This window comes from Chamaesiphon sp. GL140_3_metabinner_50 (assembly GCF_025361915.1).
Lineage (GTDB): Bacteria > Cyanobacteriota > Cyanobacteriia > Cyanobacteriales > Chamaesiphonaceae > Chamaesiphon.
Window position 1 is genome coordinate 1 of record NZ_JANYJC010000002.1, and the last position, 13,282, is coordinate 13,282.

General features: G+C 45.5%; 15 protein-coding genes and 1 pseudogene. 8 read left to right on the top strand and 8 right to left on the bottom strand.

The genetic code is table 11. The features are described from left to right. The 8 genes and pseudogenes from Q0R35_RS19440 to Q0R35_RS00085 form a co-directional block, all read right to left on the bottom strand. Positions 1-752 (bottom strand): annotated as a pseudogene (locus Q0R35_RS19440) (ABC transporter permease); the annotation flags it as partial. A 35-nt stretch (positions 753-787) separates the two neighbouring features. Next, positions 788-1,738 carry a GDP-mannose 4,6-dehydratase gene (locus Q0R35_RS00055; protein ID WP_295613088.1) on the bottom strand — a complete coding sequence of 317 codons (951 nt, stop codon included), beginning with the start codon at positions 1,736-1,738 and terminating at the stop codon, positions 788-790. A 90-nt stretch (positions 1,739-1,828) separates the two neighbouring features. Beyond that, complete coding sequence (locus tag Q0R35_RS00060) at positions 1,829-2,326, bottom strand: hypothetical protein (RefSeq protein WP_295613091.1); 498 nt, start codon at positions 2,324-2,326, stop codon at positions 1,829-1,831. 183 nt (positions 2,327-2,509) lie between these two features. Then, positions 2,510-3,511 (bottom strand): UDP-glucose 4-epimerase GalE, encoded by a 1,002-nt coding sequence (galE, locus tag Q0R35_RS00065; RefSeq protein ID WP_295613094.1) that lies wholly within the window; start codon positions 3,509-3,511, stop codon positions 2,510-2,512. 206 nt (positions 3,512-3,717) lie between these two features. After that, the gene (locus Q0R35_RS00070; RefSeq protein ID WP_295613098.1) at positions 3,718-4,062 is read right to left on the bottom strand and encodes a hypothetical protein; all 345 of its coding nucleotides are present in this window, start codon (positions 4,060-4,062) and stop codon (positions 3,718-3,720) included. A 527-nt stretch (positions 4,063-4,589) separates the two neighbouring features. Next, positions 4,590-6,425 carry a tetratricopeptide repeat protein gene (locus tag Q0R35_RS00075; RefSeq protein ID WP_295613101.1) on the bottom strand — a complete coding sequence of 612 codons (1,836 nt, stop codon included), beginning with the start codon at positions 6,423-6,425 and terminating at the stop codon, positions 4,590-4,592. 231 nt (positions 6,426-6,656) lie between these two features. Further along, on the bottom strand, positions 6,657-7,631 hold the full coding sequence (locus tag Q0R35_RS00080; protein WP_295613104.1) for a hypothetical protein: 975 nt from the start codon (positions 7,629-7,631) through the stop codon (positions 6,657-6,659). A gap of 192 nt (positions 7,632-7,823) precedes the next feature. Continuing rightward, the gene (locus Q0R35_RS00085; protein ID WP_295613107.1) at positions 7,824-8,174 is read right to left on the bottom strand and encodes a hypothetical protein; all 351 of its coding nucleotides are present in this window, start codon (positions 8,172-8,174) and stop codon (positions 7,824-7,826) included. A gap of 442 nt (positions 8,175-8,616) precedes the next feature. Here Q0R35_RS00085 and rplC point away from each other — a divergent pair, with 442 nt between their 5' ends. From rplC to rplP, 8 genes are all read left to right on the top strand, one after another. Next, positions 8,617-9,255, top strand: coding sequence for a 50S ribosomal protein L3 (rplC, locus tag Q0R35_RS00090; RefSeq protein WP_295613109.1), 639 nt, complete (start codon positions 8,617-8,619; stop codon positions 9,253-9,255). A gap of 35 nt (positions 9,256-9,290) precedes the next feature. Then, positions 9,291-9,926 carry a 50S ribosomal protein L4 gene (gene rplD / locus Q0R35_RS00095; protein ID WP_295613112.1) on the top strand — a complete coding sequence of 212 codons (636 nt, stop codon included), beginning with the start codon at positions 9,291-9,293 and terminating at the stop codon, positions 9,924-9,926. Next, the gene (locus Q0R35_RS00100) at positions 9,916-10,221 is read left to right on the top strand and encodes a 50S ribosomal protein L23 (protein ID WP_295613115.1); all 306 of its coding nucleotides are present in this window, start codon (positions 9,916-9,918) and stop codon (positions 10,219-10,221) included. Before rplD ends, Q0R35_RS00100 begins: the two co-directional genes overlap by 11 nt. Before the next feature lie 129 nt (positions 10,222-10,350). After that, positions 10,351-11,217 carry a 50S ribosomal protein L2 gene (gene rplB, locus Q0R35_RS00105; protein ID WP_295613118.1) on the top strand — a complete coding sequence of 289 codons (867 nt, stop codon included), beginning with the start codon at positions 10,351-10,353 and terminating at the stop codon, positions 11,215-11,217. Positions 11,218-11,378: 161 nt separating this feature from the next. After that, positions 11,379-11,657 carry a 30S ribosomal protein S19 gene (rpsS, locus tag Q0R35_RS00110; RefSeq protein WP_295613120.1) on the top strand — a complete coding sequence of 93 codons (279 nt, stop codon included), beginning with the start codon at positions 11,379-11,381 and terminating at the stop codon, positions 11,655-11,657. Between the two features lie 47 nt (positions 11,658-11,704). Beyond that, entirely contained in the window at positions 11,705-12,058 is a 354-nt protein-coding gene (gene rplV / locus Q0R35_RS00115) for a 50S ribosomal protein L22 (RefSeq protein WP_295613123.1), read from the top strand. A 20-nt stretch (positions 12,059-12,078) separates the two neighbouring features. Then, on the top strand, positions 12,079-12,819 hold the full coding sequence (gene rpsC / locus Q0R35_RS00120; RefSeq protein WP_295613126.1) for a 30S ribosomal protein S3: 741 nt from the start codon (positions 12,079-12,081) through the stop codon (positions 12,817-12,819). A 9-nt stretch (positions 12,820-12,828) separates the two neighbouring features. Then, positions 12,829-13,257: a 50S ribosomal protein L16 gene (rplP, locus tag Q0R35_RS00125; RefSeq protein WP_295613129.1), complete on the top strand. Its 429-nt coding sequence runs from the start codon at positions 12,829-12,831 to the stop codon at positions 13,255-13,257. The last annotated feature ends 25 nt before the right edge of the window (positions 13,258-13,282 follow it).

Genomic DNA, 13,282 nt, shown 5'->3' on the forward strand with positions numbered 1-13,282 from the left:
AATCCTGGTAAATACAGCTTTGCATCTCCACCTAAGATCGACCAGCGAAATCCATCGATTACGCCGACCATTGGATTGAGAGAATAGAGTAACCGATACTGTTCGGGGACGATACTACTACTAAATCCGACTGGAGAAATATACAGTCCAATTTGGGTGATAAATGGTACGATAAACCGAAAATCGCGATATTTAACATTGAGCGAGGCAAATAATAAGCCAGCCCCGATCGAAGCCGCAAATGCGATCGCAATAAACACTGGTAACATTAGTATCCGCCAACTAGGAACATAGTTATAGTAAGCCATCAATCCTAATAAAATGATTCCAGAAATCATAAAATCTACAAAGCTTACGACGATCGCACTCACTGGTACGATCAATCGAGGAAAGTAAACTTTAGAAATTAAATTAGCATTACCAATCAAACTATTACTACATTCAGATAAAGCATTCGCGAAAAACTGCCAAGGTAGCATCGCTGAGAATACTAGAATCGGGTAAGGTACGCCTTGCTATGGTAGTTTGGCTAAACTGCCAAATACGACTGTAAATACCACCATCGTGATAAATGGTCGAATCAACGCCCAGGCAATTCCGATCGCAGTTTGTTTATAACGGACTAAGATATCCCGCCATGCCAAAAAGTAAAATAACTCTCGGTACCGCCAGATATCTTGCCAATACTGTCGCTCGGCTCGCCCAGCTTCAATAATTAGTTCTGGATTAGCACCTGTACCTTTAACACTCATAAATATGCTTTTTAATAGTAATTCAGATCGATCGGTTAAACTTTAGCAGCACTCATCATCCGGACGACATCAGCCATTTTATATTTAGCTTCCCAACCCAAGATCGATCGAGCTTTATTAGGATTGCCTCTACCTACTGCTAAATCTGTCGGTCTTAATAAACTATCATCGATCGCGACGTGTTCGTGCCAATCTAAGTTTACAGCGGCAAAAGCGGCGGCGACAAAATCTTCTAGACGGCGACTTTCCCCGGTGGCAATCACATAATCGCTCGGCTGCGCTTGTTGCAACATCAAGTGCATGGCTTCTACATACTCTGGTGCCCAGCCCCAATCCCGCTGAATGTGCATGTTACCCAAACTGAGTGTTTCTTGGCTCCCTTTGGCAATCCGACAAGCTGCGGCAACAATTTTTTGGGTGACAAATCTTTCTGGACGCAGGGGCGATTCGTGGTTGAATAAAATTCCAGAGCAGGCAAATAGCCCATAAGCTTCTCGATAATTCGCCACTTCCCAAAAGGCAGCGGCTTTGGCGACGGCATAAGGACTTCTGGGTCGGAAGGGTGTTTCTTCATCGGCAGCAGTGCCGCCAGTATCGCCAAAGCATTCGCTGGAGCCAGCATTATAGAGTTTGATCCCCGCTCCTAGAAAGCGAACGGCTTCTAATAAGTTGAGGGTGCCTGTCGCAATACTTTCGAGCGTTTCTACTGGCTGCCCGAAGGATAAGCTGACTGAAGTTTGACCTGCTAAGTTGTAGACTTCATCGGGTTGAAACTTCGTTAGTACCTGCAAGACGCTCCGAAAATCGGTCAGAGACATCGATTCTAGCTGGATGCGATCGGCGATGCCTAAAGATTTGAGGTTGCGAAAACTCGACATCTGGGCATCTCGCGAAGTACCGCAGACAGTGTAGCCGCGATCGAGCAACAATTGAGCTAAATAAGCTCCATCTTGTCCAGAAACACCACAAACGATCGCTCTTTTCATTACTAAATTTGAATGGTAGTCGAGATTAGGGACGTACTGTTTTTTATGAAAATGACCTGACTAGGCGAGCGATTTGAAACCTCTAGATATCTATGACATTTCCAGTTTGCCTAGTAGAATCAGGCTTTCCAAATCTTCTGAGCTATTAGGATCGTATCTTTCGATTACCCTTCTAACTTCATCTAATTCTCGATCGCCCGCTAGCCCTAACATTCTGCTAATATCACTCAGATCGTTGGTTCGACTAGCCTCCAGCTTCATTAGGACTAAATATGGTAGGTCGATAACTGGCTGCCGATCGTCGGGACTAAGACGCGGATGTTGTAATGCGATCTCCACCCAAGGTTTATCGCTGCTGATAATATCTAATACTGTCTTGTCTGGTAATTCCCAAGATGTCCCGCCAATACTTAGTTCTCCGATTCTCCTGGCGTTCTGTTGGGCTAGTTGAGTATAAACTCGTTCTACATCGCTACTATGAATCAGAATATCCAGATCGTCGGTCATTCGCTCTGGCATATATAACCGAGTCGCCACACCTCCCACGATCGCATAAGGTCGATCGATTAGATCTCGCAGATCCGTCATTTTTCTGCTCCAAGTCCGAGTTTTCAAGAACTCGTGTGTACTTCCGCTGCCCGGTTTAACCCTTCTGAGGCTAATCGCAATAAATTTTCGTCTAGTTTGTAAATCCAATTTATTTACACTGCTATGCTCATTGTACTTACACGATCGCTCTTTTCATTTCCTCTCTCGATTTCAGGTCTGTAGTCAACTAAAATGTTTCGCTTGGTGCCAAGCCCACGCATGTTTGACGATCGTTGTCAAGTCGGCGTATTGAGGTGCCCAGCCTAACATTTCACGGGCTTTAGTGCTACTCCCAATTAGGATAGCAGGATCGCCTGCGCGTCTGGGGCATTGCTCGATCGCGATTTCTTTGCCCGTTACTTGCTTGGCTGTATCGATGACTTCCTTAACCGAGAAGCCGCTGCCGTTACCGAGGTTGAAGATTTGGCTGACTCGGTTTTGTAATAGATATTCTAGCCCTAAGACATGGGCTTGAGCCAAATCGGTGACGTGGATATAATCGCGAATGCAAGTGCCATCGGGTGTCTCGTAATCGTCGCCAAAGACAGAAATGGCGGGGCGTTTGCCTGCTGCTGCTTGTAAGATCAGGGGGATTAAGTGAGTTTCGGGATTGTGATCTTCCCCAAACATGCCATCGGGATCGGCTCCAGCAGCGTTAAAGTAGCGGAAAATTACTGATTTTAACCCATACGCCGGATCGTAGTCTTTTAAGATGCGCTCGACTGTTAATTTGCCAGCACCGTAAGGATTGATCGGGTTTTGGGGATGGTTTTCGTCGATCGGAATGTACTGCGGATTGCCGTAGGTCGCACAGGTAGAGGAAAAGATGAAGTTATCGATTCCGTGTTGACGCATGGCATCGAGCAGCGTCAGGGTACCGACAACGTTATTTTGATAATATTTAGCCGGATCGCTGACTGATTCGCCTACATAAGCGAATGCGGCGAAATGCATGACTGCATCAATCTTGTTATCGGTAAATAGTCGATCGAGCTTTTCTCGATCGCTAATATCGCCGATTACTAATTTAGCCTTGAGATGTGTCTCGACAGGTTTCTGGTGTCCGTAGACTAGGTTGTCTAAGATAATGACTTGAAAACCTTTTGCTTCTAAGGCTTTAACGGCATGGGCACCGATGTATCCCGCCCCACCCGTTACTAGTATTACTCGATCGACTGAATCCATAATTTAGATATCTGTAAAATTACCCAAACTGCAACGGCATTTTCGCTGTCTTGATTTTATGTTGCCCTAAATTGGTGCCTGAATCGCGATGCCGTCCGAATTGTCTTGACAATCTGAATAGATCCGCAAAAAGACGGTGGTATAATTACTAGCTGACTGGTATATTAATATACAGGAGCTAAATTTTTCAATTCGATTGCATTCAGCTACCGAATTGTATTGAAGGCTTTAAGTCCCTGATAATGATTGACACGGGCTTCTCGGCGGGTGAACTCGCCTACAGAAGGGTTACCATTCGGGTGAACTACTCCGGTGACTCGCTGCCATAGAATGTCTGGAGCAGGAGATATTTCGTAAGTGCGATCTGCGGTTTTGCACACGTAGTACCACTTAGTGGTCTGGCAGCGATCGCACCAAAAAGCCTCTAACCATTCACCCGTAATCGAGATCGTGGTGTGAAATTCGATCGACATCCGGGCGGATAAGCGATCGATTCCTCTCGCTTCTAGCTGTTCGGGTCGGTCGGCAAACAAATAATACTTTTTACTCATGCTGTCTAGATAACAGTCATGAATGGGGCAGTAAATACTGCGCCGCTTGGTTCTACTTCGATTTTTGACACATTTATTCTGCACTTCGGCCTCCTTCGCTGAAATTTATTGCAGTGAACTGAAGGTTGCGGGGAGAGACTGAGATCTAAAAAGATCGTCAAAGCCCACTCTTGGTTAATTACCATCCATTGTTACCAAATGGTTTAATGCTGGTAGATCGATCGACAAGATTAACTATTTTTTAACAAGCTCTGTGCCTGAAAGTTAATATCGCGAGCGATTAGCTAAATTTGATTTTGAAGTTATGAGTGAATCGATCGTTCGCAATCGACAGCGATAATCAGGTGTTAGTACCTCAAGATCGAAGTCGTCATACGCAACCAATGTGGCGTTTGTGTCCTATTGCCCAAAATCATATCACATTAGTACTCTTCCCCTAGATCTAGATCGAGCTGAATTTGTAAAATTTTATAGTCGATTGGCGACCAAACAATCGCAATGGCGATTGTTTGTGACGATTTACTCACTTACGCTTGCCGCATTTTTTGAAGCAGAGCTTGGGTCAAAGGTAAATTGGAGAGTCGATCGACTTGTCCAGTATTCACGACTTGCTGTAGAAAGTCAAGAAAATCTAATTGCACTTTTTGAGTTTTAGGATGATCTGTTCCTAAATGTTGCGCTCTAATCGTTAACGAGCGGGTGTAAAGTTGTTCCGCCTCGCTGTATCTTTGCATCGATTGGTACACGAAGGCTAAGTTATTTAGACTAGTGGCAATCTGAAGATGCTCCTTACCCAATTGCTGTTCTCTAATTGCTAGAGACTGAGTATATAGTACTTCGGCTTTACTATACTGACCAGTTTTGTAATACAAGCTAGCCAGATTATTTAGGCTTTGAGCGGTATGGGGATGATTGGTGCCTAATTGTCGCTGTCTGATGTCTAGCGATCGAATATATAGTGGTTCGGCGGCACTGTAATTTCCAGTTTTATAATACAATACTGCTAAGTTGTTTAGCCCTTGCGCTGTATTTGGATGCTGTTGCCCTAATTGCCGTTCGTAAATACCTAATGCGCGTGCGTACAGCGGTTCGGCTTCAGGATAGTTTTCGATTCGATAGTATAGACTGGCGAGGTTATTGAGGATTTGGGCAGTATGGGGGTGTTCTGTGCCTAATTGCTGCTCGTAAATTTTCAGAGCGCGTTGCAGATAAGATTGTGCCTCTGGAAATTCGCCCATATCGTAATGTAAATTACCCAGGTGCCCCAGATTTTGGGCTGTATAAACGTGCGCGCCTAATTGTCGTTCGCAGATAGCCAGAGCGCGCGCATACAGGGGTTGGGCTTCTTCGTAGCGTTGGATCGATTTATATAAATTTGCCAGATTGTTGAGGCTGGGAATCGTATCTAAACTATCTACGCCGACTTGTCGCTCGTAGATATTCAGAGCGCGAACGTATAGCGATTCGGCATCTTCATATCGCTCTACTGTTGCATACAGATTAGCTAGATTATTGAGACTACCAACAGTATCGACACGATCTACACCTGCTTGTTGCTCGTAGATTTTTAAAGCGCGAATGTATAAAGATTCGGCTTCTTCATCTCGCCCCATCTCTAGATATAACCCTGCCAATTCTTGCAAACAGTTAGCAGTATCGGGATGGTTGCAGCCTAATTGAGCTTCGTAGATGGCATGAGCGCGAATGTATAAAGGTTCGGATTCAGTATATCTGCCCATCACTAGGTACAAACTTGCTAAGTGACCCAAACTTTGAGCGGTGTCGAGCCGATCTTCGCCCAGTTCCCGCTGACAAATTTCATAAGAGCGGACGTATAAGGGTTCCGCTTCTGTGTATCGACCCATCGCAGCATATAGTTGCGCCAAGCTATATAAACTTTGGGCGGTTTGGAGATGAGTATCGCCAAAACGATCTTCTCTGATGGTTAACGATCGAGTATAAAATGGTTCGGCATCGGTATAGCGACCCATCGATTCATACAACAGTCCGAGGTTATTTAAACTTTGAACGGTAAAAGGATGAGTGGCTCCTAAATGCTCTTCTCGAATCGATAAAGTGCGGGCATATAAAGACTCAGCATCAGTATATTTACCCATTGACTCATACAAAACTGCCAAATTATTCAGGTTTTGAGCGGTATGAATATGGTTGGCACCAAATTGCTGTTCGCAAATGCTCAAAGAATGAGCGTACAGTGCTTCAGTTTCTGAATATTTATCTTTGGCATCAGATCGCTGTGAGAGAATCGAGTCATACAAAATTGCTAGTTGACTGGGATTGCCAACGTTACGATCGGGTGGTGACGATGGTAACTGCTGAGTAGAATTTTGCGCCTCGTTCATACAAACACTCTGATTTTTAACCTCAATATCACTATATTCGATCGAATTTCGATCGTCTAGTCAATCCACGTAGAAATACTGAGTCGATTCAGAATTTATGCCAACCTTTAGAAGATTATACTGAGATTGAGCTTCGTTAATGTCTAAATTTGACACCGAGATCGGTAGTCTAGCCACTATTGGTCGATCGGCATTTATTTAGATTCTAAAAAAATACAAATCGAAACATTTCTAGCGATCGGGGTTCTGTCTGGGCTTAGAAGTAGGTTGTCCGGTAGCACTACGGTTTTGGTTAACATCGCTAGTTTTTGAAGTCACATTTCTTTTGGACTTACTTTTAGAAGTTACCTCTTCAGTTGCAATCGTTCCCGGTAAGGCTTGTAAAACCTGAATCTTTTCTTGATAGAGGATCTTATTATCTTTGCGAATAGTCAATCGATTAGCTGCGATGGTGTAATTAGTTTCACCATTATCTGCTGAAAATTGCGTCCGATCGTAATAGCGCAGTCTGAGGGTAATTCCTTGTGAGCCATCTTTAGAAAGTCCCACATAATGAGTCGGATTTTTAGTCCCACAAATATACATTGAATAACTTCTAGATATAGCTCTGTACATAATTTTAGTCCGATCGGGACAAACTAAATTAGGATCTGTAGCAACTTCGTTCACTACATCTGATAAGGCAATAATCGGCACTGGAGTTTTAATCGGTTTAACCGCGATCGGAGCTATGACGATCGGACTGAAATTTCTGAATTTAGCTGTAGTATTAATACCACCGCTCAGGGGAATTTGCAGCAAGGCAATCTGCGTTAAATTGCTAGGTATTTTCGTGAAAATGAAACTTGCTCTAACCGGAACATTTTCAATCAATTCGGCTCTAATTGCGTTGTTTTCACTCGATCGATTGGCAAATCGCAAACTTGTCGGGTAATATTCGTTACCTTCAAAATCGACTAGCTTAATATTATCGCCATTAATATCGATGGTGCGATCGCTGCTTTTGCTAGTCAAGACTGCTCTACAAACCAGATCTTGCAGCTTGCGATTGCATTCTTGAACCACGATTTTAACCCGGTCGTCTTCATAAGTAACAGGATTAGTTTTGACAGCTTTAGTCGGCACTTGGGCGAACGATTGGTGTGGGTGTAACCCGATCCAAATAAGTCCGCACCAGCTTATCCTCGCGATCGCTTTAATATTCATAATATGATTGGGGGTTAAGCACTGAAATTTGCAGATATTATATCATGACCTATTTTGGTATTTCCGATCCAATTCTTGCTCGATTGTATTAGATTTAACATTGAAATGCGATCGTTCGGAGATCGGACTAGATAGCTCTAAGCGATTGAGCCAAGAGCTACATAAATGCCGAAATTATCTAAAAATCGGTTGTTAATCGAACTGTGACACAAATCGATCGACATCTTCGATAATTCGGGTCAGTTCGGCTTCACTACTGAGTCGGATCCGATCGTCGCGCAAGGTAATGGATATTTTAGCAACAAACACATTCGCCCAAATATTGGGGTTGCAGAATATTTCGAGGAAAACATCTCCGGTATATTGATATTCGATCGCAGCGGTGGGCTTGGCTTTGCCACTCATGCCCGGAATCGGGGCTGTTTTGGCTTTGAGCGCGTTCACGATCTCTTGAAGCTTTGCTTGTAATTCTTTAGCAGCCGTGGGTGTGAAGCCGCAGGAAACGGAACCACTAGCTAAATTAAACACTAATTGCGATGTCATATTTGTAAAATTGGGTACTACTGAAGCTGGGGCGATCGATCTCAATCTCATCATAGTGACGATGCCACGATCGATCCCTCAAAACTATTAATAAATATATAGACAACAGCGATCTCCTAGTGTAAACTTGTAGATTGTGGTCTAAAACTTCCAGCTCCATCGAGCTGCGACTCTAGAGAATCGGCTCAGATAGATACTAAGCAGCAAGCTGCTCCAGTCTTTCGGGCGATTAAGACGATTCTCGATTGGTACCCAATCTTCTAAAATTGCGCTTCGAGTGAAAACTTATCGCTGCCGCCGCAACGACAATCTGTAGTAACACAGCATCGTCATTGCTAAAGCTAGCTGGATTGGGAAATTAAGTCAAACCCACAGATGGACGCGCCTGCCGGTGGAAGTCCATCACCACTTAATGTCTCAAATTTAAGGAAAAGATTACACCGTGTCTATCGGTATCCTCGGCACCAAACTCGGCATGACCCAAATTTTCGACAGAGAAACAGGTAGAGCGATTCCTGTTACCGTCGTGCAAGCAGGGCCATGTACCGTTACTCAAATCAAAACTCAAGCTACAGATGGCTATAGTTCCATCCAACTGGGTTTTGATGAAGTTAAAGAAAAAGCACTCAACCGACCAGAACTCGGACACCTCAAAAAATCCGAGGCTCCGCCACTGCGTCACCTCCAAGAATTTCGAGTCGATAGCACCGATGCTTGGACGATCGGTCAAGAAATCAAACCAGACATCTTTACTGTCGGTCAAATTATCGACGTAACTGGCAACAGTATCGGTAAAGGTTTTGCAGGTTGGCAAAAACGTTGGAACTTCGCTCGTGGGCCGATGTCTCACGGTTCTAAAAATCACCGCGAACCCGGTTCGACTGGTGCGGGTACGACTCCCGGTCGCGTCTATCCAGGTAAGAAAATGGCTGGACGCTTGGGTGGCAAACGGATCACGATCAAGAAATTAGTCGTCGTGCAAATCGATGTCGAGCGCAACGTATTGTTAATCGAAGGTTCGGTTCCTGGCAAACCCGGCGCACTACTAAGGATTGTGCCTGAAGTCAAAGTAGGTAAATAGTCTAAGTAAGTAGAATCGGGAGATAAACATAAATTATGGCTAATTGCGTTGTCCGCGACTGGCAAGGGAACGAAGCTGGCTCCGCCACCATCGAACTCGCCGTCGCTAGAGAAGAAAATGCCGTTCACATCGTGCATAGAGCATTGATTCGGCAGACAAATAACGCCCGTCAGGGTACCGCTTGTGCGAAGACTCGTGCAGAAGTACGCGGTGGTGGACGGAAACCTTGGAAACAAAAAGGTACCGGACGCGCGCGTGCGGGTTCGATTCGCTCGCCACTCTGGCGGGGTGGTGGGGTAATTTTTGGGCCGAAACCTAAAGATTACAACATGAAAATGAACCGTAAAGAGCGACGATTGGCTCTACGGACTGCGCTAATGAGTCGGATCGACGATACGATCGTCGTCCAAGATTTTGCCACTAATTTAGCTCAACCTAAAACCAAAGAGTTCGTCCAAGCGATGACTCGATGGGGCGTAGAAGCTGATAGTAAAGTATTGATTATCGTGGCAGAAGTCGAAGACAATACGCTGCTGTCGATTCGCAATATTGGCAATGTCAAAATGATTTCGGCATCGGGACTCAACGTTTTCGACCTCCTGAATGCAGACCAGATCGTAGCTACTGCTGAAGCGATCGCTAAAATCCAGGAGGTTTACAATGACGATTAGAGTTGACGAGCGCGATTTACCAGACTTAATTCGGAGCGTCATCGTCACCGAAAAAGCCACCATCGCGATGGAACGCAATCAATATATTTTTGATGTCGTCCCCCAGGCGACCAAGCCCCAGATTAAAGCCGCGATCGAATCTTTATTCGATGTGAAAGTTAAAGGGATCAGCACTCAAAATCTACCCCGCAAAACTCGTCGCGTCGGTAAATTCCTCGGTGCCAAGCCCAAATACAAGCGTGCCGTCGTCACTATCGTCGAAGGTCAAGAGATTATCCTCTTCCCTGAAGTTTAAGTAGTTGGGAGTTGCCGAGTTGGGAGTTGAGAGTAAGCATTGAGTAGTTTATAGCTCATGTTTTTATCGTCCCCTTTGCCTTCTGTATCTCCCCCTAATACCTAATACCTAACACCTAACCTCTAAATCATGGGTACCCGTTCTTATCGGCCATATACGCCCAGTACTCGCGAAACCGTAATCTCAGACTTTGCTGAAATTACCACGAGTACGCCGGAAAAATCACTGGTTCACTACAAGCACCGCGCTAAAGGGCGCAATAATCGCGGTGTCATTACCAGCCGCCGTCGCGGTGGCGGTCACAAACGTCTGTATCGGATTATCGATTTCCGCCGTCAGGATAAAATTAACATTCCCGCCAAAGTAGCAACAGTCGAATACGATCCCAACCGGAATGCTCGGATCGCCCTACTGTTCTACAAAGATGGTGAAAAGCGTTATATTCTCCATCCCGTCGGCTTGACTGTCGGCATGGAAATTATTACTGGCCCAGAGTCTCCCTTTGAAATTGGGAATGCTTTACCACTAATTAATATCCCCTTGGGTACGACCGTTCATAGTGTCGAACTCACGGCTGGCAAAGGTGCCCAAATCGCTCGTTCGGCTGGTGCTGCGGCTCAACTAGTAGCCAAAGAAGGCGACTATGTAACCCTGAAAATGCCTTCTGGTGAAGTCCGGATGGTGCGGAAAGAATGCTACGCGACCATCGGTCAAGTTGGCAACACAGAAGCGCGGAACACCAACGCGGGTAAAGCCGGACGCAACCGCTGGAAAGGTCGTCGCCCGAAAGTCAGAGGTAGCGTCATGAACCCTTGCGATCACCCACATGGTGGTGGTGAAGGACGCGCTCCCATCGGTCGTCCCGGCCCAGTTACGCCTTGGGGTAAACCAACTCTGGGCTACAAAACTCGGAAGAAGAACAAAGCCAGCAGCGAACTCATCATTCGCCGTCGCCGTAAATCTTCCAAACGCGGTAAAGGCGGTCGTCAGAACTAAGAGAGTGGATAGTGGACAGTGGCTAGTGAATAGTGAAATTAACCATCGGTTATTCATTGTGAACTATTCGCTGGTAATTATTAACAACGGAAAACTACGTTCGATCGATTATCACTAGCCACTATCCACTAGCCACTATTCACTATTCACTAAACTAAATTATGGGTCGTTCTCTCAAAAAAGGGCCATTTGTCGCAGATCATCTGATGACAAAGGTCGAAAAAATGAATGCATCTGGTCGTAAAGATGTGATTAAAACTTGGTCGCGGGCTTCCACGATCTTGCCGCAAATGGTCGGACACACGATCGCAGTACATAACGGTCGCCAACATGTGCCCGTATTTGTTTCCGATCAAATGGTCGGACATAAACTCGGTGAATTCTCACCAACGCGGAACTATCGTTCCCACTCAAAGGGAGACAAAAAATCCGGTAGATAATTCAAATTAACTTTGAATTTTAGACTCTGGATGCTAGAGGAAAAATTATGGCGATCGATAACAAAACAGAAATTAAAGCAGTTGCGAAATATATTCGCATGTCTCCCTTCAAAGTGCGCCGCGTACTAGACCAAATTCGGGGACGTTCTTACCGTGAAGCCTTGATTATTCTTGAATTCATGCCCTACAAAGCATGTGAAGAAATTATCAAAGTCTTACGATCGGCTGTAGCCAATGCCGAGCATAACAATGGGATGAATCCAGCCAAGCTGGTAGTTTCGACTGCCTTTGCCGATGGTGGCCCCGCACTCAAACGCTTCCGCCCCAGAGCGCAAGGTCGCGCTTACAAAATCCGCAAACCGACATGTCACATCACCGTGGCAGTGGCGGAAACGAACTAGGGAGCATATAAAGAAATAACATGGGACAGAAGATTCATCCGATCGGTTTTAGACTCGGTATCACGCAAGAACACCGTTCGCGGTGGTATGCAGATACTCGAAAATATTCCGAAGTTCTCAAAGAAGACTACATTATCCGTCAGCACATCGAGAAAGATAAAACTCTTGAGACTGCGGGTATTTCTAAAGTTCGGATCGAGCGTAAAGCCGACCAAATCGAACTCGAAATCCATACCGCTCGTCCAGGTGTTGTCGTCGGTCGTCAAGGCAGCGGTATCGAAGTCATCCGTCAAGCTCTGCTCAAAAAACTTGGTACCGATCGTCAGATTCGGATTAACGTTATTGAGATTGCTAAAGTTGACGCTGATGCAGCTCTAATCGCTGAATTCATCGCTCAACAACTATCTCGTCGTGTCTCCTTCCGTCGTGTTGTCCGTCAGGCAATCCAACGGGCACAACGAGCCGAAGTCAAAGGCATCAAAATTCAAGTCGGCGGACGACTCAATGGAGCAGAAATCGCTCGAACTGAATCGTCTCGTGAAGGTAGCGTACCTCTACATACCCTCCGCGCAGACATTGACTACGCTTCCAAAACCGCAGAAACCACCTATGGAATCATCGGTGTAAAAGTTTGGGTCTTTAAGGGCGAAATCATCCCCGGACAAGAAAATCTAGAAATACCTAGTGCTGCTCAACCAAAACGTCGGCAACAGCAACAACGCCGTCGTCAGCAGTTCGATGACCGCTCTGATGAAGGATAGATTTGAAAAATGTTAAGTCCTAGAAGAACGAAATTCCGCAAACAACAACGCGGTAGAATGACTGGTTTAGCTACTAGAGGCAGTGAGATTGCTTTTGGTCAATACGGCTTACAAGCGATCGAACCATCCTGGATCACCTCCCGTCAGATCGAAGCCTGTCGGCGAGCCATGAACCGCTATCTCAAACGGGGCGGGAAAATCTGGATTCGGATCTTCCCTGACAAGCCAGTTACCATGCGCCCAGCAGAAACACGGATGGGTTCCGGTAAAGGTTCTCCCGAATTTTGGGTAGCAGTAGTTAAGCCAGGTCGGATCTTATTCGAGATTGGTGGCGTTCCTGAAGACATTGCACGGGAATCGATGCGTCTAGCGATGCACAAGCTACCGATCAAAGTCAAGTTTATTATCAAAGCACATTTAGAAGACGAGACTGATTAAGGTTATGGCTCTGCCCAAAATTGCC

Excerpts from the sequence above, each read along its gene's own strand:
- rpsS (WP_295613120.1), top strand. The coding sequence starts at position 11,379 with ATGGGTCGTTCTCTCAAAAAAGGGCCATTTGTCGCAGATCATCTGATG.
- Q0R35_RS00100 (WP_295613115.1), top strand. The coding sequence starts at position 9,916 with ATGACGATTAGAGTTGACGAGCGCGATTTACCAGACTTAATTCGGAGC.
- Q0R35_RS00080 (WP_295613104.1), bottom strand. The coding sequence starts at position 7,631 with ATGAATATTAAAGCGATCGCGAGGATAAGCTGGTGCGGACTTATTTGG.
- rpsC (WP_295613126.1), top strand. The coding sequence starts at position 12,079 with ATGGGACAGAAGATTCATCCGATCGGTTTTAGACTCGGTATCACGCAA.
- rplP (WP_295613129.1), top strand. The coding sequence starts at position 12,829 with ATGTTAAGTCCTAGAAGAACGAAATTCCGCAAACAACAACGCGGTAGA.
- Q0R35_RS00060 (WP_295613091.1), bottom strand. The coding sequence starts at position 2,326 with ATGACGGATCTGCGAGATCTAATCGATCGACCTTATGCGATCGTGGGA.
- Q0R35_RS00085 (WP_295613107.1), bottom strand. The coding sequence starts at position 8,174 with ATGACATCGCAATTAGTGTTTAATTTAGCTAGTGGTTCCGTTTCCTGC.
- Q0R35_RS00070 (WP_295613098.1), bottom strand. The coding sequence starts at position 4,062 with ATGAGTAAAAAGTATTATTTGTTTGCCGACCGACCCGAACAGCTAGAA.
- rplV (WP_295613123.1), top strand. The coding sequence starts at position 11,705 with ATGGCGATCGATAACAAAACAGAAATTAAAGCAGTTGCGAAATATATT.
- Q0R35_RS00055 (WP_295613088.1), bottom strand. The coding sequence starts at position 1,738 with ATGAAAAGAGCGATCGTTTGTGGTGTTTCTGGACAAGATGGAGCTTAT.
- galE (WP_295613094.1), bottom strand. The coding sequence starts at position 3,511 with ATGGATTCAGTCGATCGAGTAATACTAGTAACGGGTGGGGCGGGATAC.
- rplD (WP_295613112.1), top strand. The coding sequence starts at position 9,291 with ATGGCTAATTGCGTTGTCCGCGACTGGCAAGGGAACGAAGCTGGCTCC.
- Q0R35_RS00075 (WP_295613101.1), bottom strand. The coding sequence starts at position 6,425 with ATGAACGAGGCGCAAAATTCTACTCAGCAGTTACCATCGTCACCACCC.
- rplB (WP_295613118.1), top strand. The coding sequence starts at position 10,351 with ATGGGTACCCGTTCTTATCGGCCATATACGCCCAGTACTCGCGAAACC.